Annotated in this window: 23 protein-coding genes; 10 read left to right on the top strand and 13 right to left on the bottom strand. The window is 71.9% G+C overall.

The annotated features are described in order from the left end of the window. Positions 1–11: 11 nt before the first annotated feature. Both HBO46_RS09590 and HBO46_RS09585 read left to right on the top strand, forming a co-directional pair. Positions 12–731 (top strand): polyprenol monophosphomannose synthase, encoded by a 720-nt coding sequence (locus tag HBO46_RS09590; protein ID WP_166138952.1) that lies wholly within the window; start codon positions 12–14, stop codon positions 729–731. A 22-nt stretch (positions 732–753) separates the two neighbouring features. Continuing rightward, the gene (locus tag HBO46_RS09585) at positions 754–1,224 is read left to right on the top strand and encodes an FxsA family protein (protein ID WP_166138447.1); all 471 of its coding nucleotides are present in this window, start codon (positions 754–756) and stop codon (positions 1,222–1,224) included. 11 nt (positions 1,225–1,235) lie between these two features. Here HBO46_RS09585 and HBO46_RS09580 read toward each other — a convergent pair whose 3' ends face one another. The 4 genes from HBO46_RS09580 to HBO46_RS09565 all read right to left on the bottom strand — a co-directional run bounded on the left by HBO46_RS09580 (position 1,236) and on the right by HBO46_RS09565 (position 5,676). Continuing rightward, positions 1,236–1,622, bottom strand: a complete 387-nt coding sequence (locus HBO46_RS09580; protein ID WP_166138449.1) for an RNA polymerase-binding protein RbpA — start codon at positions 1,620–1,622, stop codon at positions 1,236–1,238. Between the two features lie 157 nt (positions 1,623–1,779). Continuing rightward, the gene (locus HBO46_RS09575) at positions 1,780–3,180 is read right to left on the bottom strand and encodes an MFS transporter (protein ID WP_166138452.1); all 1,401 of its coding nucleotides are present in this window, start codon (positions 3,178–3,180) and stop codon (positions 1,780–1,782) included. Next, entirely contained in the window at positions 3,177–4,001 is an 825-nt protein-coding gene (locus tag HBO46_RS09570; protein ID WP_224769470.1) for a glycerophosphodiester phosphodiesterase, read from the bottom strand. The genes HBO46_RS09575 and HBO46_RS09570 overlap by 4 nt, the downstream gene beginning before the upstream one ends. A 148-nt stretch (positions 4,002–4,149) precedes the next feature. Next, complete coding sequence (locus HBO46_RS09565; protein WP_166138457.1) at positions 4,150–5,676, bottom strand: helix-turn-helix domain-containing protein; 1,527 nt, start codon at positions 5,674–5,676, stop codon at positions 4,150–4,152. Between the two features lie 91 nt (positions 5,677–5,767). On the opposite strand from HBO46_RS09565, the gene HBO46_RS09560 reads away from it, so the two are divergent. Further along, positions 5,768–6,784 carry a zinc-dependent alcohol dehydrogenase family protein gene (locus HBO46_RS09560; RefSeq protein WP_166138459.1) on the top strand — a complete coding sequence of 339 codons (1,017 nt, stop codon included), beginning with the start codon at positions 5,768–5,770 and terminating at the stop codon, positions 6,782–6,784. A gap of 99 nt (positions 6,785–6,883) precedes the next feature. On the opposite strand, the gene HBO46_RS09555 is transcribed toward HBO46_RS09560, so the two are convergent. From HBO46_RS09555 to HBO46_RS09545, 3 genes are all read right to left on the bottom strand, one after another. Then, on the bottom strand, positions 6,884–7,309 hold the full coding sequence (locus HBO46_RS09555) for a hypothetical protein (RefSeq protein ID WP_166138462.1): 426 nt from the start codon (positions 7,307–7,309) through the stop codon (positions 6,884–6,886). 114 nt (positions 7,310–7,423) lie between these two features. Continuing rightward, positions 7,424–7,744, bottom strand: coding sequence for a Dabb family protein (locus HBO46_RS09550; RefSeq protein WP_166138463.1), 321 nt, complete (start codon positions 7,742–7,744; stop codon positions 7,424–7,426). A 53-nt stretch (positions 7,745–7,797) separates the two neighbouring features. Then, the gene (locus HBO46_RS09545) at positions 7,798–8,544 is read right to left on the bottom strand and encodes a maleate cis-trans isomerase family protein (protein ID WP_166138466.1); all 747 of its coding nucleotides are present in this window, start codon (positions 8,542–8,544) and stop codon (positions 7,798–7,800) included. A gap of 84 nt (positions 8,545–8,628) precedes the next feature. Here HBO46_RS09545 and HBO46_RS09540 point away from each other — a divergent pair, with 84 nt between their 5' ends. The 5 genes from HBO46_RS09540 (at position 8,629) to HBO46_RS09520 (ending at position 11,798) form a co-directional block, all read left to right on the top strand. Beyond that, positions 8,629–9,480, top strand: a complete 852-nt coding sequence (locus tag HBO46_RS09540; protein WP_166138468.1) for a class I SAM-dependent methyltransferase — start codon at positions 8,629–8,631, stop codon at positions 9,478–9,480. Positions 9,481–9,489: 9 nt separating this feature from the next. Beyond that, positions 9,490–10,302, top strand: a complete 813-nt coding sequence (locus HBO46_RS09535) for an alpha/beta fold hydrolase (protein WP_166138471.1) — start codon at positions 9,490–9,492, stop codon at positions 10,300–10,302. A 244-nt stretch (positions 10,303–10,546) separates the two neighbouring features. Then, on the top strand, positions 10,547–10,861 hold the full coding sequence (locus HBO46_RS09530; protein WP_166138473.1) for an RES domain-containing protein: 315 nt from the start codon (positions 10,547–10,549) through the stop codon (positions 10,859–10,861). Between the two features lie 98 nt (positions 10,862–10,959). Next, entirely contained in the window at positions 10,960–11,412 is a 453-nt protein-coding gene (locus HBO46_RS09525; protein ID WP_166138476.1) for a hypothetical protein, read from the top strand. Positions 11,413–11,414: 2 nt separating this feature from the next. Then, on the top strand, positions 11,415–11,798 hold the full coding sequence (locus HBO46_RS09520) for a PadR family transcriptional regulator (RefSeq protein ID WP_224769469.1): 384 nt from the start codon (positions 11,415–11,417) through the stop codon (positions 11,796–11,798). Between the two features lie 3 nt (positions 11,799–11,801). On the opposite strand, the gene HBO46_RS09515 is transcribed toward HBO46_RS09520, so the two are convergent. From HBO46_RS09515 to HBO46_RS09505, 3 genes are all read right to left on the bottom strand, one after another. Then, positions 11,802–12,656: a hypothetical protein gene (locus HBO46_RS09515; protein ID WP_166138478.1), complete on the bottom strand. Its 855-nt coding sequence runs from the start codon at positions 12,654–12,656 to the stop codon at positions 11,802–11,804. A gap of 216 nt (positions 12,657–12,872) precedes the next feature. Beyond that, a complete protein-coding gene (locus HBO46_RS09510) occupies positions 12,873–13,073 on the bottom strand; it encodes an Arc family DNA-binding protein (RefSeq protein ID WP_166138481.1) in 201 nt (66 codons plus the stop codon). Between the two features lie 22 nt (positions 13,074–13,095). Next, positions 13,096–14,079: an SPFH domain-containing protein gene (locus HBO46_RS09505; protein ID WP_224769468.1), complete on the bottom strand. Its 984-nt coding sequence runs from the start codon at positions 14,077–14,079 to the stop codon at positions 13,096–13,098. A 114-nt stretch (positions 14,080–14,193) separates the two neighbouring features. Here HBO46_RS09505 and HBO46_RS09500 point away from each other — a divergent pair, with 114 nt between their 5' ends. Beyond that, a complete protein-coding gene (locus HBO46_RS09500) occupies positions 14,194–15,105 on the top strand; it encodes a metallophosphoesterase (RefSeq protein WP_166138484.1) in 912 nt (303 codons plus the stop codon). A gap of 82 nt (positions 15,106–15,187) precedes the next feature. Here the strand turns inward: HBO46_RS09500 and HBO46_RS09495 are convergent, their stop codons facing one another. Genes HBO46_RS09495 through HBO46_RS09485 form a run of 3 tightly spaced genes read right to left on the bottom strand, consistent with a single transcriptional unit; the run spans position 15,188 to position 16,701 of the window. Continuing rightward, positions 15,188–16,078: an aminoglycoside phosphotransferase family protein gene (locus tag HBO46_RS09495; RefSeq protein ID WP_224769467.1), complete on the bottom strand. Its 891-nt coding sequence runs from the start codon at positions 16,076–16,078 to the stop codon at positions 15,188–15,190. Between the two features lie 9 nt (positions 16,079–16,087). After that, the gene (locus HBO46_RS09490) at positions 16,088–16,504 is read right to left on the bottom strand and encodes a type II toxin-antitoxin system death-on-curing family toxin (RefSeq protein ID WP_224769466.1); all 417 of its coding nucleotides are present in this window, start codon (positions 16,502–16,504) and stop codon (positions 16,088–16,090) included. After that, positions 16,501–16,701 (bottom strand): type II toxin -antitoxin system TacA 1-like antitoxin, encoded by a 201-nt coding sequence (locus HBO46_RS09485; protein WP_166138487.1) that lies wholly within the window; start codon positions 16,699–16,701, stop codon positions 16,501–16,503. The genes HBO46_RS09490 and HBO46_RS09485 overlap by 4 nt, the downstream gene beginning before the upstream one ends. A gap of 82 nt (positions 16,702–16,783) precedes the next feature. Between HBO46_RS09485 and HBO46_RS09480 the strand changes: the two genes are divergently transcribed. Next, a complete protein-coding gene (locus tag HBO46_RS09480) occupies positions 16,784–17,827 on the top strand; it encodes a S66 family peptidase (RefSeq protein WP_166138490.1) in 1,044 nt (347 codons plus the stop codon). Positions 17,828–17,834 lie beyond the last annotated feature (7 nt).

Genomic DNA, 17,834 nt, shown 5'->3' with positions numbered 1-17,834 from the left:
AGCGGCTGGTGATGGTGCTGCCGACGTACAACGAGGCCGAGAACCTGGCCTGGATCGTCGGGCGCCTGCACGCCGCGCAGCCCGACGTCGACGTCCTCGTGGTCGACGACGCCTCGCCGGACGGGACCGGCGACATCGCCGACGAGCTCGCCGGGACCGATCCGCGGGTGCACGTGCTGCACCGCACCGGCAAGGAGGGCCTTGGCGCCGCCTACCTCCACGGGTTCGCGCACGCCCTCGACTCCGGCTACGACGTCATCGGGGAGATGGACGCCGACGGCTCGCACCAGCCCGAGCAGCTGCACCTGCTGCGCGACGCCCTCGCGGACGCCGACCTGGTGATCGGCTCACGCTGGGTCCCGGGCGGCACGGTGGTGAACTGGCCGCGGCGCCGTGAGCTGCTCTCGCGCGGCGGCAACCTCTACGTGCGGCTGCTGCTCGGGATCTCGGTGCGCGACGCGACGGCCGGGTTCCGGCTCTACCGGCGCGCGACGCTGGAGGCGATCGACCTGGCGTCGGTGCAGTCCACCGGCTACGTGTTCCAGACCGAGCTGGCCGCGCGCACGCTGCAGGCCGGGCTCCGGGTGCGCGAGGTGCCCATCGAGTTCGTGGAGCGCGAGCGCGGCGACTCCAAGATGAGCGGCGCGGTCGCGGCGGAGTCGCTGCGCCGCATCACGACCTGGGGCCTGCGGGAGCGGGCCGCGCAGGTGCGCAGGGTACTGGCCCGATGACCGTGCTGGCACGATGGACCCCATGAGCACGACCCGACGCCCACGCACCCGCTGGGTGCTGCTGTTCTTCTTCGTCCTGCTGCCCCTGGCCGAGCTCTTCGTGGTCATCCAGGTCGGCCAGGAGATCGGGGCGTGGTGGACGATCGCCCTGCTCGTCCTGGGCAGCGTCGTGGGTTCCTCGCTGATCCGGCACGCCGGCGCCCGCGCGTGGGGCGCGCTGCGCACCGCGGTCGAGACCGGCCAGGTGCCGGGCCGCGAGGTGTCCGACCAGGCGCTGGTGCTCATCGGCGGCGCGCTGATCGTGTTCCCGGGCTTCCTCACCGACGCCCTCGGGGTGCTGCTGGTGCTGCCGTTCACCCGGCCGCTGTTCCGCCGACTCGTCAGCGGCCTGGTCGCCTCCCAGCTCGTGGTGATCAGCACCTCCACACAGCGACGCCCCGGACCCGGATCCGAGGGATCCGTGGTCCGGGGCGAGGTCGTGGACGACGACTGAGCCCGCTGGGCTCAGGCCGTGGCCTTGCGCTTCTTCGCGTTGGCGCGGTGCAGGTGCGCCGGGCCGATGTCGCCGCCGCGCAGCAGCTCGAGGCGCTCCTTGAGGATGTCCTCGAGCTCCTTCTCCGAGCGGCGCTCCAGGAGCATGTCCCAGTGCGTGCGGGCCGGCTTCTCGACCTTCTCCTCGCGCTGGATGCCTGCGGTGCTCAGCGCCTCGGCGCCACACCGGGGGCACTCCCACACAGCGGGGATGTCGGCCTCGACCGACATGGTGATCTCGAACTCGTGGTTCTGCGGGCAGCGGTATCCGACCTGCTGACGCGCCGCGAACTCGATGCCGCGCTCGTCCTCGAAGCTCTGGCCGCCGAGTCGGGCTCCACGCAATGTGCGCTCTGCCATAGAGGCGCCTCCGTTCTGTTCCCCGTGTAGCGGTGACTGGAGTCGGGATCCGGCTCCGAAGTACTCAACGCTACTGAGGGGTCAAGGATTCCGACAATCGACGGTAACCCGGTTGACGTCCGCGTAACCCCCGCCACGCCCCGGGGGAGGGCTTGCCTCAGCCCGGCGGCGGCGTGGTGACCAGCGCGGAGTCGCTGCGGACCCCGCTGCGCACCGGCAGCAGCAGGAGCAGACCGAGCAGGATCACCGTGACGATGCCGAGGATGCCCCAGTGCTGGGCGTCGTCGAGGTCGCTCACGCCGGTGACCTTGGCGCCGATCCAGATCGAGCTCGCGAAGGCCGCCGGGGCCAGGAAGCTGACCGCGCGCCCGGTCGTGGCGTAGAGGCCGAAGACCTGCCCCTCGCGGCCTGCGGGGATCAGCCGCGCCAGGAAGGTGCGGGAGGCCGACTGGGCCGGTCCCACGAAGATGCACAGTGCCAGCCCGCACACCCAGAAGGTCGTCGTACCGGTGTCGTGGAGGAAGAAGATCAGCGTGCCGGCGAACAGCATCACACTCAGCGACAGCACGATCACGCGCTTGGGCCCGATCAGGTCGTCGAGGTGGCCGAAGGCGATCGTGGCGATACCGGCCACCACGTTGGCGGCGATGCCGAACACGATCACCCCGCTGTCGCTGAAGCCGAACACCTTCGCCGCGATCACGGCCCCGAAGGTGAAGACGCCGGCCAGGCCGTCGCGGAAGACCGCCGAGGCGCCCAGGAAGTACACGGTGTTGCGGTCGGTGCGCCACAGGTCGGCGATGGTGGCGAACAGGGCACGGTAGGAGGCGAGCACGCCCATCCGGGGGCCGCGGGGGCCGCGCTGGGAGCGGTCGTCACGCAGGGTCAGGATGAGCGGCAGCGAGAAGACGAGCGTCCAGACGGCGCAGAACAGCATCGTGACCCGCACGTCGAGGCCGTCGGCACCCGTGACGCCGAAGAGGCCCTTCTTCGGGCTGATCAGGCCGAAGTAGACGATCAGCAGCAGCACGATCCCGCCGAGGTAGCCCAGCCCCCAGCCGAGCCCGGAGATCCGACCGACCGTCGCTGGGGTGGAGATCTCGTTGAGCATCGCGTTGTAGTTCACCGAGGCGAGCTCGAAGAACACGTTGCCGGCGGCGAGCAGCAGCAGGCCCAGCCACAGGTAGTCCGGCGACGGCTTGACGAAGAACAGCCCGAGCGTCGCCAGGATCACCAGACCGGTGTTGACCGCCAGCCAAAAGGTACGACGACCCGAGCGGTCGGCGCGCTGGCCGCTGATCGGGGCGAACAACGCGATCAGCACGCCCGCGCCGGCGAGCGCCCAGCCCAGCTTGGAGGAGGCGCCGGGCCCGAAACTGTCGGAGGTGATGTAGACGCTGAACACGAAGGTCGTGATGACGGCGTTGAACGCCGCCGAGCCCCAGTCCCACAGGCCCCAGGCGTACACCGGCCAGCCGTAGCGGTCGCGCGGCGTGCCGGGCCGTTCCGGGTCGGCGATGCCCCCGCCGGTCTCGCCGGACGGCTGGGTCGTCGTCATGCCTGGTCCCTCCACTGGTCGGTCCACTGGCCGCGCTCGACGAGCACGCCCTTCAAGGTGTCGGTGCGGTCGGTGAACAGCCCGTCGACCCCGAGGTCGAGGAGCTCGCGCATCTGGTCCGCGTCGTCGATGGTCCACACATGCACGTGCTTGCCGGCGGTGTGCGCGCGGCGAACGAGTCCCGGGGTGGTCAGCGGCCACGGACCGCGCCGGTGCGGCACCTGCAGCGCCGCGACCCGCCCGCGGGTGAGGAGGTCGGCGAGCCGGCCGCTGGGCAGGAAGCGGAAGGCGATCACCTCCAGCGGGTGCGCGGAGGTGGGCACCCGGTGGTCGGTGAGCTCGCGGAAGCGGCGCAGCCGCCGGGGGGAGAAGGAGCCGACGAGGACCCGGTCCCAGGCGTCGTGGGTGTCGATGAACTCGGCCAACGCGCTCACCGCGCCGTCGGCCTTGAGGTCGATGTTGAACCGGGCGTCCGCGAACTCCTCGAAGAGGCGCTCGAGGGTCGGCACCGCCTCGCGGCCGCCGACCAGTGCCTGACGCACCTCGGCGTAGGTCAGCGAGGCGATCTCGCCGCGCTGGTCGGTCACCCGATCGAGGACCCGGTCGTGGAAGGCCAGCAGCACCCCGTCGGCGGTGACGTGCACGTCGGTCTCGAGGTAGCGGTAGCCGAGCGCCACGGCGTGCTTGAAGGCCGCGAGGGTGTTCTCCAGGCCCTCGAGGCCGGGGTGGTAGGCCCCACCGCGGTGCGCGAACGCCAGCACCTCACGCCGACCCGCGACCGTGTCGAGGTAGGCGTGCCCGGTGTGCGGCCGTGTGCTCACCGGAGCAGTAAACACCCCGCCGCCGGCGGGCGCGGTGTGCGGCCCGCGGGTGGGGGAGTGTCGTCGTTTGGTCCCCAACGACATCTCCGGGGGCCGGAAAGTTGTCGTTGGGGACCAAACGTGGGGGTCGGCGACCCCTCAAAGATCCTCAGATGTCGCGGAACGACTCGATCTGGGCGCCCAGCAGGTTGAGCCGCTGGGCGAGGTCCTCGTAGCCCCGGTGGATCACGTAGGTGCTGCGCAGCACCGAGGTGCCCTTGGAGGCGAGCATCGCCAGCAGGATGACCACGGCCGGACGCAGGGCCGGCGGGCAGACCAGCTCGGTTCCGGTGAAGGAGGTTGGGCCCTCGATCATCACCCGGTGCGGGTCGAGCAGCTTGACGTTGCCGCCGAGCTTGTTGAGGTCGGTGAGGTAGATGGCGCGGTTCTCATAGACCCAGTCGTGCAGCAGCGTCTGGCCCTCGGCCACGGCGGCGATGACCGCGAAGAACGGCAGGTTGTCGATGTTGAGGCCAGGGAACGGCATCGGGTGGATCTTGTCCAGCGGCGCGTGCAGCGTCGAGGGCTTGGTGGTGATGTCGATGAGCCGGGTGTGGCCGTTGCGGGCGACGTACTCCGGGGAGCTCTCGTAGCGCAGCCCCATCTCCTCCAGCAGCGCCAGCTCGATCTCGAGGAACTCGATCGGCACCCGCTGGATGGTGATCTCCGACTGGGTCACGATTGCCGCGGCGAGCAGCGACATCGCCTCGATCGGGTCCTCGGAGGGGGCGTAGTCCACGTCGACGTCGATGACCTCGCGGCCGGTGACGGTCAGCGTGGTGGTGCCGATGCCCTCGATCTCCACCCCGAGGCGCTGGAGGTAGAAGCACAGGTCCTGGACCATGTAGTTCGACGAGGCGTTGCGGATGACGGTGGTGCCGGGGTGCAGCGCGGCGGCCATCAGCGCGTTCTCGGTGACGGTGTCGCCACGCTCGGTGAGCACGATCGGGCGCTGCGGGACCACGTTGCGGTTGACCTGGGCGTGGTACATGCCGTCGCTGGCCTTGACCTCGAGGCCGAAGGGGCGCAGCGCGGACATGTGCGGCTCGACGGTGCGGGTGCCGAGGTTGCAGCCGCCGGCGTACGGCAGCTCGAAGTCGGTGGCGCGGTGCAGCAGCGGGCCGAGGAACATGATCACCGAGCGGGTACGGCGGGCCGCAGCCTCATCGATGCGGCTCAGGTCCAGGTCGCGCGGCGGGATGATCTCGAGGTCGTTGTCGTCATTGAGCCAGCGGGTGGCCACGCCGAGGCTGCTGAGCACCTCGAGCAGCCGGTTGACCTCCTCGATGCGCGCGACCTTGCGCAGCACGGTGCGCCCGCGGTTGAGCAGCGAGGCGCACAGCAGGGCGACGCCGGCGTTCTTGGAGGTCTTGACGTCGATCGTGCCCGACAGGGTCGTGGGGCCGGTCACGCGCAGGTGGACCGGGCCGGCGCCGACGGCGACGATCTCGGAGTCGAGGGCCGCGCCGATGCGGGCCAACATCTCCAGGGAGAGGTTCTGGTGCCCCTTCTCGATCCGGTTGATCGCGCTCTGGCTGGTGGCCAGGAGCTCGGCGAGCTGGGTCTGGGTCAGACCACGGTGCTTGCGGGCGTCACGGATCAGATTGCCGATACGGCCCTTGTAGTCCTCACTCATGCCAACCACGGTAACTCACATGTGAGATATGGCAATTCGCGCCGCGCCGTGGTCTCCAGAGCCCTCGGGGACCGGGTGCAAGGATGCACGCATGCGTGCCACGACGATCCACGGAACCCGCGACATCCGCGTCAGCGACGTCCCGGACCCGACCATCGAGCTGCCCACCGACGCCATCGTCCGGGTCACCGCGGGCTGCATCTGCGGCTCCGACCTGTGGCCCTACCGCGGGGAGAACCCGATCACCCCGGGGGCCACGATCGGCCACGAGTGCATCGGGGTGGTCGAGGCGGTCGGCGCCGATGTGCGGGACATCCGGGTCGGCGACTACGTGGTGGTGCCGTTCTGCCACTGCGACAACACCTGCGCGCACTGCCGTGCCGGGGCCCAGTCGGTGTGCACCCACCTCGGCATGACCGTGTCCGGTCAGGCCGAGCTCGCCCGGGTCACCCAGGCCGACGGCAGCCTGGTCAAGGTCGGCGACACCCCCGACCCCGCGCTGGTGCCCTCGCTGCTGGCGCTGAGCGACGTGATGCCCACCGGGTGGCACGCCGCGGTGAGCGCCGGCGTACGACCCGGGTCCACGGTGGTCGTCGTCGGTGACGGCGCGGTCGGGCTGTGCGGGGTGCTGGCCGCCTCGACGATGGGTGCCGAGCGGGTGATCGCGATGTCGCGCCACGCGCCGCGCCAGGAGATCGCCCGCGCCTTCGGCGCCACCGACGTGGTGGCCGAGCGGGGCAAGGAGGGCGGCGCGATCGTCAAGGAGCTCACCGACGGCATCGGCGCCGACGCGGTGCTGGAGTGCGTGGGCACCGACGAGGCGATGCGGACGGCGTTCGGCGTGGCCCGCCCCGGCTCGATGGTCGGGTTCGTCGGCGTCCCGCACGGCGTGGAGCTGCCGGTGCGCACGATGTTCTCCAAGAACGTCGGTCTACGCGGCGGGATGGCGCCGGTGCGCCGCTACCTGCCCGAGCTGCTCGACCTGGTGCTGGCCGGGCGCATCGACCCCGGGCGCGTCTTCGACGCGACCGTCGGGCTGGAGCAGGTCGCCGAGGGCTACCGCGCCATGGACGAGCGTCGCGCGATCAAGGTGCTCGTCGAGCCCTGAGCAGGTCCCGGGCCTGGCGGCCGAGGAACGCACCGCAGAAGACGAACGGCCCCGCCCCTCGAGTGAGGGGCGGGGCCGTTCGCGAGCGTCAGCCGAGGCTCAGCGGATGTCCTTCGGGGAGGAGGCCATCATCGCCGCGCCGATCAGGATCGTGATGCCGCCGCCGATCTCGCTGATCATCGTGCCGGTGGCCGAGTCCTGGAAGATGCCCGCCAGGAGCGAGGCGAGGCCGCAGAGGCCGATCACCGCGAGGAGCGGCACCCGCGCGATGTCGACCTTCAGCGCGAGGATCGCCATCAGGGCGATCGTGGCCAGGATGCTGGCGCGGTAGCCGTCGTACATCCCGTCGTGGTCGTTGGGGAAGATCAGCCAGGCGCAGAGCATCAGGGCGATCGAGCCCGAGAGCGCGATCACCCAGCCGAGCGGGGCCACAACGGGCGGCAGCGGCTCGACCGGGACGTAGGTCGTCGGCTCCACCGTGGCGGGTGTCGTCGGGGCGTCGGTACGGCGGACGGGCGTGCTCACAAGGATCTCCTTGGCAGATGTCGGAACGCGCTGAGTCTAGTGACCGGCCGCCCCCGCGCTCGGGCGGGTCGGCCCCCGTGTCGTCCGGGGCTCGCGTCGGGCGACCGGCGGGGCTCAGACCAAGGCGTCGGCGGCAGGTTCGGCGTCGTCGACCTGGAGGAAGGTCTTGCTCGCGAGCACCGGGCCGATGACGGACTTCACGACCTCCACGTGCGCGGGGTGGGTGCTGTAGGTCTCCCAGTCCGCACGGGAGTCGAAGCCCATCACGAACAGGACGTCGGAGTTGCCCTCCTTGATGCCCGCGTCGAAGACGACCCGCGCCGAGCGCAGGCCGTCGATGCGCCCGAGCAGCGAGGCCAGCCCGTCGGCGATGGCGGTGCGGTCGGCCTCGGTGGCCTCGTCGGTGAGCGTCAGGACGCCGATGTGCTGGAACACGGGAATGTCTCCTTCGATGGGGCGGGAGTGGTCGGGGCAGTGCGGGGCTGCGATCAGTGCAGCTCGAGCAGCGAGCCGTGGCCGGCGATCTTGTCCTCGATGCCGTTGGCCCGCAGCGCGTGCCAGATGGTGGCGACGTTGATCGCGATGACCGGCTTGCCCAGCTCCTTCTCGAGCTCCGCGGCGACCGCGATCGCCTCGAGGTTGGTGCCGCACTGGATCAGCGCGTCGACGTCCGGACCGTCGACGGCGAGGAACGCCTCCCGGATGGTCTCGGGGGTCTCGTCGGCGATCGACGTGGCCGACGCGGAGCACAGGCCCTTGATCGCGGCGACCTCGAAGCCGAGCTCGCTGAAGTAGGCCACGACCTGCTCGTCGCCGACCGGCTGGTACGGCGTGACCACGCCGATCCGCTTGGCGCCGAACGCGGCGAGCGCCTCGCCGGCGGCGGTGGCACCGGTGCTGACCTCGAGACCGGTGAGATCGCGGACGTGCTGCTCGAACGCCGCGTTGCCCTTCACCCCGCCCCAGAACGTCTCCGCCGACATCCCCATCACGATGTAGTCGGGCCGGCAGGTCATCACGACCTCGAGGGCGTCGGGCAGGGCCTCGTTGAGGCACTCGCGGAACTTGCCGAACGCATCGGCGGAGTCCAGGGCCGGAGCCTTGATCATGATCCGGCCGGTGTGCCAGGACAGGTCCCGCGGCCGGATGTGGTGGTACTCGCGCTCCACCGAGGTGTTGGTGGAGGGGACGACCAGCGCGAACTTCGGGCCCTTGACGACGGTGGCTGCACTCATGGGGAGGAAGATATCGGATATACGATCCGCGTGTCTCGGGACCTTCGACCCGTGTCGGGGCCGTGCGGATGCTTCGATGTCGCGATGCAGCAGACGACGGGGGAGACCGGCACCACGACCGAGACCGGCGCGGGTAGGTGGTCCGGCGTCGCCGACGCGTACGCCGCGTCGTTCGCGACCCTGTGCCACGGCGGGGTGCCGGGCCTGCTGGACGCGGCCGCCGCCCAGCTGGGCGAGCTGGCCGGCCGGAGGCTGCTCGACGTCGGCTCGGGCACCGGTGCGGTGGCCGCCGAGGCCGTCCGGCGCGGTGCGCTGGTCACCGCCGTCGACCCGGCCCCCGACCTGCTCGCGCTCAGCGCCGCGGTGTTCGACGGGCCGGTGGTGCTCGGCGGACTGCCGCGACTGCCGTTCGCGGACGCGTCGTACGACGTGGTCGTGGCGGGGTTCGTGATCAACCAGGTGGGCGACCCGCGCGCCGGCGTACGGGAGCTGGCGCGGGTGGCCTCACGGGTCGTCGCGGCAACCATCTGGCCCTCCGGCCCGCGTCCGAGCGCCCTGCTGCTCGATGAGGTGCTGCGCCGCGGCGGGGCGCAGGCGGCGCCGGGGGAGCGACTGCCGGCGGAACTGGACTTCGATCGTTCGGTCGACGGCCTCGGGGGCCTGCTGGTGGAGGCCGGGCTGGTCGACGTCGCCGCGCGCGAACTGCGCTTTCCCTGGCGGATCACTCCGGCAGCACTGTGGACAGGGGTCGCCGGGGGAGTCGGCGTGGTCGGGCGCACCTACCTGGCGCAGTCGACGGAGGGACGGGCGCGGGTACGCGCGGCGTACGACGCCGTGGTCGGCGAGCGGCTGGCCGAGCAGATCCGAGAAGGCGGCTCCGGCGAGGAGCTGGTGCTGGACGAGGTGGCGGTCGTCGCGGCGGGTCGACACCCCTAGGCTGGCCCGGTGAGCACCGCCGCGACGTCCACCAGCACCGCGATCCACAGCACCGAGGTCGGCGACAGCGGCAGCCGGGTCGTCTTCCTGCACGGCCTGTTCGGCCAGGGCCGCAACTTCACCCAGATCGCCAAGGCGCTGCGCCCGGAGCTGCGCTCGCTGCTGGTGGACCTGCCGAACCACGGGCGCTCGGCGTGGACCGAGGGCTTCGGGTACGCCGAGACCGCCGACCTGGTCGCCGAGCACCTGCGCGCCGGCTTCGCCGCCGATGGGCCGGTGCACCTGGTCGGGCACTCGATGGGCGGCAAGACCGCGATGCAGCTCGCGCTGCGCCACCCGGACCTGGTGGACCGCCTCGTCGTCGTGGACATCTCGCCGGTCGCGAACGGGAGCACGGGGGAGTTCGAGCACCTGCTCGACAGCCTCGCCGGCCTCGATCTGTCCACCCTCGAGCGCCGCGGCGACGCCGACGAGCGGCTCGCCGAGCCGATCGCCGACGAGCGGGTGCGCGGCTTCCTGCTGCAGAACCTGCGCTCGACCAGCGAGGGGTTCCGCTGGCAGGCCAACCTCGAGCTGCTGCGCCGCGACCTGCCCGAGATCGGCGGCTGGCCCGAGGCGGACGCCACCTTCGACCACCCGGTGCTGTGGCTGGCCGGCGAGAAGTCGCCGTACGTCCGGCCCGAGCACGAGGACGCCATGCGCACGCTGTTCCCGCGCACCCGGCTGGCGACGATCAAGGGCGCCGGGCACTGGGTGCACTCCGAGCAGCCCGAGTCGTTCGTCTCCGCGTTGCGCGTGTTCCTCGGCGCTGCGGCGGGTTGAGGGCGACATAACCTCACGTTTGGTCCCCAACGACAACATTTCGGGGGACTCGGGTGTGGTTCGTGACCAATCGTGGCACTGGTTCGGGTTCGCTGACGGGGTCTCCGTCGGTGATCACGCCGTCATCGCGGCGGCCCGGCAGCCCCTTCCGAGACCTCAGCGCATATCGCCGATAACTGACATTATGTCAGGTTATGGTTTCAGCGGCCTCCCCTCGGCTCGACCGAACCCCCGGCGCCCACCCATGCCAGACGCCCGCCGGTTCGACCTCACCGCCGCCGACCTCACCGACACACCACCCACCACCTACTCCCAGACGGTGGCGTGGGCACACGAGGCCTGGAAGGCCGGGTACGACGGCTGCGCGTGGGTCTCCAAGCAGTACAGCAGCCAGTTCGCCTACGCCCTGTTCGGCGCTGTTACTCACGACGCCGACGCCCCGGCGAACAACCTCCACGCAATCCCCGACCACCCTGAGACCCGGGTCTTCATCAATCCCGCCGACTTCGAGTGGCTCGCTGGCGTCTGCGCCAGCATGCACGTGACCACCACGCGGTGACCGACGCACCACCTGTCTGATCGTCCGAGAACCAGTTGCGGCGCCAGCGGCGGCACTTCCCTCTACCATCGGCACTGTTCCATTGGTACGGTGCCCAGATGAGCACACCCACCTTGGCCCCACCCTCCACCAACGCCCGCGCGCTGCTGCTGCCGTACGCGCTCGGGCTGCTCGCGGCGGCGGTGGTCCTGCAGGCCGTCATCGCGCTGGCCGGCGGCGAGATCACGGTGCTCGCCGGCGTACTCACCGCGGTGCTGGGCGTCGGCATCGCCGCCTGGCTGCTGCGCCACCACCGCGAGCTGGCCCATGTCCGCTTCGGGTTCGTGGTCGCACACTCCCTCGCCTTCGTCATGGTCACGACGTCGTTCAACGCCCACGCCGTGATCCGCACGCTGCAACTCGGTGCCACCGACGGCGGGTTCGAGGTCGCTGCGCAGGAGCTGCTGGCGACGCCGTGGTTCGGCGCCACCTTGGTGATGAGCGCGGCGTGGGGCTGCGGGCTGCTCGTCCACCTCGTCGGTTCCGTGCTGGGGCGAGGCTGGGACCGCTGACCGTGGCGGCTTCCCGTCCCTCCGAGGACCAGGAATGGGTCACCTCGCGGATCGAGTCGTGGGTCGAGACCTACAAGAAGTCGATGCTCACCCCGGTCGTCCTGAACGTCGTGTCCGCCCACGGTCCCGCCGGCGTCGCCGACATCGCCCGTCACATCGCCGCAAGCACGGGGTGGCAGCTCACGGAGCGCGGCCTGTATCGGACCCTCAAGCGGCTCGAGGACTCCGGGCTGCTGGCGAGCATCGGTGTCGACGCCCCGCGCACCGGGGCCAAGCGCAAGGAGCTGTCACTCACTCCCCTGGGCGCCGCCTTCCTCGACGGCGTACGCGCCCACCTCGTCGAGCTGTCGACCGCCGAGGCGACGCCCGAGCTGCCCGAGACCTGAGCCTCACGCCGGGATCGTCTCGGGTGAGTACGCCAGCCGTCCCAGCGACAGGTCCGCCGCGCGAAGTCCCGCGGCCGGCGACGCCCCGGTGTGCAGCCAGGTGCGGGCCGCGGCGGCGTGGGTGCGGTTCAGGCTGCGCGAGCTCAGGGGCAGGCCGCGTGCATAGACGCTTCCGTTGCGGGTGCCCGGGCGCAGCGTCACGAACAGGGCCCGCACCCGCTCCGAGGCCACGACCTGCTCGCGGACCGCGAGCCACGCACGCACCGCCTCGAGGGCGGGCCCGGGCAGCGTGAGCGGGAGGACGTACGGCGCGCCGGGGCCCGGCGGGTTCCGGATCAGGTCCGCGACCTGGCCGTCGGGCGACACGCTGCGGTCGGTGAGCGAGGCGATCTCCCCCACCCACAGGCCCGCGGAGGCGAGTGCCGCGGCCGCCCAGGTCCGAGCGCCGGACTCACTGGTGTCGTTGCGTAGCCAGGTCAGGAACGCACGACGCGCGACGCCGTCGGTCCAGCCGCGTTCGGGCGCCGTCCCGACGACGGGGACCGCACCCTCCAGACCCGCCACGGCGCTCAGCTCGCGCAGGACCGAGGACCGCACCCGCATGGAGGCCTCGGTCGAGGGATGCGCGCCGCTCCCCCGGCTGCGCAGCGCGCCTGCGGCCGCGAGGGAGAGGTAGGTCCGCGCCCGGTCCTCGGCCAGCCACGCGTCACACTCCGAGGTGTCGTCTCCGTGCAGCTCCTTGGCCCGGTGGATCTCCCCCACGACCCAGCTCACCTGCCGGGCACGCCCCGGGCCGGCGGCCTGCGCCGCCGTCCGCGCAGCCGTCCACAGGGAGCATCGCCGTTCGGTGCACGTCACCCGCCGCACGGTAGCCGCGCCCACCCCCAGTCCCCTCCCGTTGCTGCGGGACGGTGGACCGGAGAGCCGGCCTGGCGAGGTGCATGGATCAGTGCTCGGATGCGTCTGTTATCTCGGCGTACTTCGAGCACGATTGGTCACGAACGACACCTGTACCCCCCGAAACGTTGTCGTTGGGGACCAAACGACATACGGCGCGACCGGCGAAACCACCGATCACCCACCCGCCCGCTCGTCCGGATCCTCACCGGGCAGCCGACCGGCGCGCAGGAGCGCGTCGTGCAGGATCTTCTCGATCTGGGCGTTGACCGAGCGCAGCTCGTCGTTGGCCCAGCGGCGTACGGCGTCCGCGACCTGCGGGTTCAGCCGGAGCGGGATCTGCTTCCGCTCCGGCCGGCCGGGCACTCCGCGGGGCACGTCGAGTCCTCGGCCGTCGCGCTCAGGAGTACAGCGAGCCGACGTTGAGGACCGGGGTCGCCGATCCCCCGCCGACCAGCACGGTCATCAGGTTGGAGGTCATCGCGGCCCGGCGCTCGGGGTCCAGGTCAATGCCGCCGCTCTTCTCCAGCGCCGTCAGCGCGTCGGTCACCATGCCGACGGCGCCGGTGACCATCACCTGGCGGGCGTCGAGGACCGCCTGGGCCTGCTGGCGCTGGAGCATCGCGCCGGCGATCTCCGCGGCGTAGGAGAGGTTGGACAGCCGCACCTCGAGCACCTCGAGGCCGGCGATGTGGATGCGCTCGTTGAGCTCCACGACCAGCTCGTCGGCGACCTCGGCGCCGTTCTCGCGCAGGGTGATCACGTGCGGGGACCGCTCGACCTCCGCCTCGGTCTGGTCGGTCGCGGCCGCCTGCGCCTGCGCGTCGTAGGGGTGCGTCGCGACGACGTGGCGCAGTGCGGCCTCCGCCTGCGTGGTGATGAACGCGTTGTACTGGTCCACCGCGAACGCCGCCTTCGCGGTGTCCGCGACCTGCCACACGACGATCGCCGAGACCTCGACCGGCGAGCCGGTCTTCTCGTTGACCTTAAGGGTCTGGGTCTCGAAGTTCTGTACCCGCACCGGCACCTGGCGGCGTCCGGTGAGCGGCACCGTCCAGGACAGGCCGGTACGCCGGACGGTGCCGATGTAGGCGCCGAAGAACGTCACCACCCGGGTCTCCCCCGGCTGGATCACGCTGAAGCCGGTGAGGGCCACGAAACCGGCGGCGGCGAGCACGACCCCGAGCGCGAACAGGGTCACCGCGACGCCGACGCTGTCGCTCTCCCCCGCACGAATCCCCAGCACGACGAGGGCCACCGAGGCCAGGAGGCCCACGAGCACGGCGCCGAGGACCGGCCAGCCCCCGACCGCGAAGCCACGCTTCTCCTGGATGTCGACACGGACCGAGGGTGTCGGGACGACAGCGGGCGACGCAGCGCTCACGGGCAGCTCTCCTTGGAGTATGTCGGGCGCCTCGCCCGAGAAGTGATATCACGACGATATCAGCGATCCCGAGCGCGGTGGCAGGGAGTCTCGACCGCACGAGCGCCCGGGGCCATGCTGGGCCCACCCGCGTACGACGACCGGAGGGACCCCGTGACCCGGATCCTGCACCTGTCCGACACCCACGCCACCGCCACGGGCGTCGACATGGACGGCGTCGACGCCGCCGCAGCGCTGGAGCGGGTGCTGCACGACGTGCGCCACGTGCCCGGGATCGAGCTCGTCGTGGTCAGCGGAGACGTGGCCGACGACGGCTCCGAGACCGGCTACCGCGCGGTGCGCGAGCAGGTCGGCGCCTTCGCCCGAGCGCGCGGGATCCCCCACGTGTACTGCACCGGCAACCACGACGACCGCTCCGCGTTCGGCGCCGTCCTCGGCAGCGGTCATCTCGGCCCCGACGGCGAGGACCGCGGGACGCCGCTCGTCCCGGGATCGCCGCTGCACGCGGCGTACAGCATCGTCGACGGGCTCCGGGTCGCGACGCTCGACACCCTCGTCCCCGGCCACGCACACGGCGCGCTCGACGGCGACCAGCTCGACGCCCTGGCCGGGCTGCTCGCGACCCCGGCACCCGCGGGAACCGTACTGGTGCTGCACCACCCGCCGTTCCACATCGCCTCCTTGCCGCTGCTCGCCGAGGTCGTGCTCCGCGACATCCCCGACCTCCGCGACGTCGTGCGCGGCACCGACGTGCGGGCCGTGCTCGCCGGCCACCTGCACCACCCGGTCACTGGCTTCCTGGCCGGTACGCCGGTCTGGGTGGCGCCCGGTGTCGTCACGCGCATCGACACCACCGCGCCGGCCCACCTGGTTCGCGGCGTGCTCGGCGCCGGTGCGGGACTGCTCGACCTCGGCCCGGCGGACGCGACGACGTACCACCTGCTGCACGCGCGAGACCCGCGCGCCGGCGAGCTGGTCTACCTGTACGACGCGGCGAGCGGCGAGGACGTCGCCGAGGAGCGGTGAGCGCACCGCACTCCCCCGGCGCCCGTCGTCGTTGCTGCGCGTCTGGGACGGTGTGGGCTCGCGGGTCCTGGTGTCCGGCGAGCTACCTCCGGTTGCGTCTGTTATCCGGGTCGGGTCCGTCCTCGGCCAGCAGCTCCGCGATCATCCGGTGGCCCTGGGCCTCGAAGGGCTCGTCGCCGACCTGGTGTGCCCACACGGCGGTACCGATGGCCTCGCGGACCCGGGTGCGGAACCAGGCGCCGGCGTCGCGGGGGTCCGCGCCGTAGCCGGCGAGGAACGCCGCCTCGGCCCCCGGTAGGACGCGGAACTGCTGGGCGGCCAGGCGGGTCAGGTCGCTCATCGCCGGGCGCAGGTCGGCGCGGCCGAGATCGATCGCATGCACGATCGCACCGTCGATCAGCCAGTTGCGCGGGTGCCAGTCGCCATGGGTCGGCACCAGCCGCGTCGGCGGCGTCGGCCAGCCGCTCACCATCTCGTGCAGCGTGGCCGCGGCGTCGGGCTCGATGCGGTGCGGGCGGGCCAGCCAGGCCAGCGCCTTGTCACGCTCACGGGCCTCGAAGCCGTCGTCCACGACGCCCAGCTGGTCGTGGAGCAGCCGCAGCAGCCAGCCGGCCTGCTCGTAGGTGTCCGGGTCGCTCTCGGCGGGGTTCCCCTGCACCAGCTCCCCGGGCAGGTACCGGGTCACGAGCAGCTTGGCCGCCTCGTCCCCGCGCACCAGCACCGGCGCGCGACCGCGGGAGGTCCACGGCGCGAGCCACTCGCGGTGGGCGCGCAGCTCGCGGGCCAGGTGGTGGTCGGCGGCGTCGCCGGCCTTGACGACGTACTGCCCGCCGTCATGCTCGACCTGCAGGACGGTGGTGCCGACCAGCCCCCAGCCGAGGTCGCGCACCAGGCGCCAGCCCGGCAGCCACCCGGCGAGGAGGTCGGACTGCTGCTCGCTCAGGCGCCCGGTCGCAGTCTCGCTCTGCCCCACCGCAGCAGGCTAGTGCGGGTCCTGCCCCGGCGAGCGCGTCTCCCACCGGCGCAGCGTCGCGCCGATCTTGTCCACCTCGCGCAGCGTGCCGTCCTCCACCGCCAAGATCAGCTCCACCTTCTCGTCCTCGGTCGCGACGATCGAGACGTCGTTGAGGGCGTAGAACAACCGGGTGGCCACCAGGGCCAGCCGCTTGTTGCCGTCGACCAGCGGGTGGGAGGTCACCAGCGAGTGCAGCAGCGCCGCCGCCTTGGTGGACAGGTCGGGATAGGGCTCCTCGCCGTAGATCGACGTCGCGGGGCGCGCCGCCGCCGAGGCGAGCAGCCCGTGGTCGCGCACGGCGCCGGCCTGGCCGGCCGTGATGGCCTCGACGACGGCGTACAGGTCGTCCATGGTCAGGTAGACCACGGACTGGGCAGCGCTCACGCGTGGGCCAGGCGATCCAGGGCTCCGGCGTCCTCGGCGATGATCTGGGCGAGCAGCTCGTCGCGGCGCCGCTCCCGTCGCGCGGCAGCGTCCAGGGCAGCGTCGAGGATGAACTGGTGCATGGACTTGCCCTCGATCTCGGCCGCCTTGGCGATGCGCGCCTGCTGGTCCTCGGTGGGGCGGAGAGTCATGGCCATGACCCGATGATACCGGGGTGGTATCAGATGGCGCCACCCTTCCGTGTCCCTCCTGCTGGCGCCTCCCCTAGGGTCAGCTCCCATGGAGCTCCTCGCCGTCCCCAAGGCCAGGCCGGGCGACAAGGTCGCCGTCCTCTCCCCCTCGTTCGCGGCGCCGGCGGTGGCACCCGCCGTGCACGAGCAGGCGCTGGCCCGACTGACGACCCTGACGGGACTGGTGCCGGTCGAGTACCCGACCACCCGCCAGCTGGGTGCGTCGGCCGAGGCGCGCGCCGCCGACCTCAACGCGGCGTTCGGCGATCCCGAGATCCGCGCGGTGCTGGCCACGGTGGGCGGTGAGGACCAGATCACCGTGGTCCCCCACCTGGACGCCGCCCTGGTGACCCGCGACCCCAAGCCGTTCCTCGGCTACAGCGACAACACCAACATCTTGAACTGGCTGTGGGGCCATGGCGTCCCCGGCTTCTACGGCGGCTCCACGCAGGTCCACCTCGGGGCCGGCCCCGGCATCGACGCCGTCCACGGGCAGTCCCTGCGCGCCGCCCTCCTCACCGGTGAGCGCCTCGAGATCACCGAGCCCGGCGAGTCGGAGGACTTCGGTCGGGACTGGGCAGATCCCCGCGCGCTGCACGAGTACGGCGACCGCGAGTCGACCGAGCCGTGGACCTGGGCAGGTCCCGCCCGCGCGGTCACCGGGCGCACCTGGGGCGGCTGCCTCGACGTCCTCCAGTGGATCCTGACCGCCGGACGGTTCGCGGCCGACCCGGCGGTGGTCGCCGGCGGCGTGCTGCTCCTGGAGACCTCCGAGGAGCTGATGCCGGCCACCGAGTTCGGCTGGATCCTGCGCAGCCTCGGTGAGCGCGGGATCCTCGAGGCCGTCGACGCGGTGGTCGTCGCCCGCCCGCCGACCTCCGACTTCACCCGGCGCCCGTCGTCCGCGGAGCGCCTGGCCGCGCGCGAGGAGCAGCGCGACGTCGCGATCGAGCTGGTCGGGCGCTACCACCGCGACGCGGTGGTCGTGGTCGGCCCGCCCTTCGGACACACCCGGCCGCAGTGGATCGTGCCGTACGGCGGGGTGATGAGCGTCGACGGCGCGGCCCGGCGGCTGTTCGCGGACTACTCCTGAGCCGCCG

Source organism: Nocardioides ochotonae (genome assembly GCF_011420305.2).
GTDB classification, from domain to species: Bacteria; Actinomycetota; Actinomycetes; order Propionibacteriales; family Nocardioidaceae; genus Nocardioides; species Nocardioides ochotonae.
Note: the sequence above shows the minus strand (reverse complement) of the source record. Positions and strands in the feature narration are given on the sequence as shown.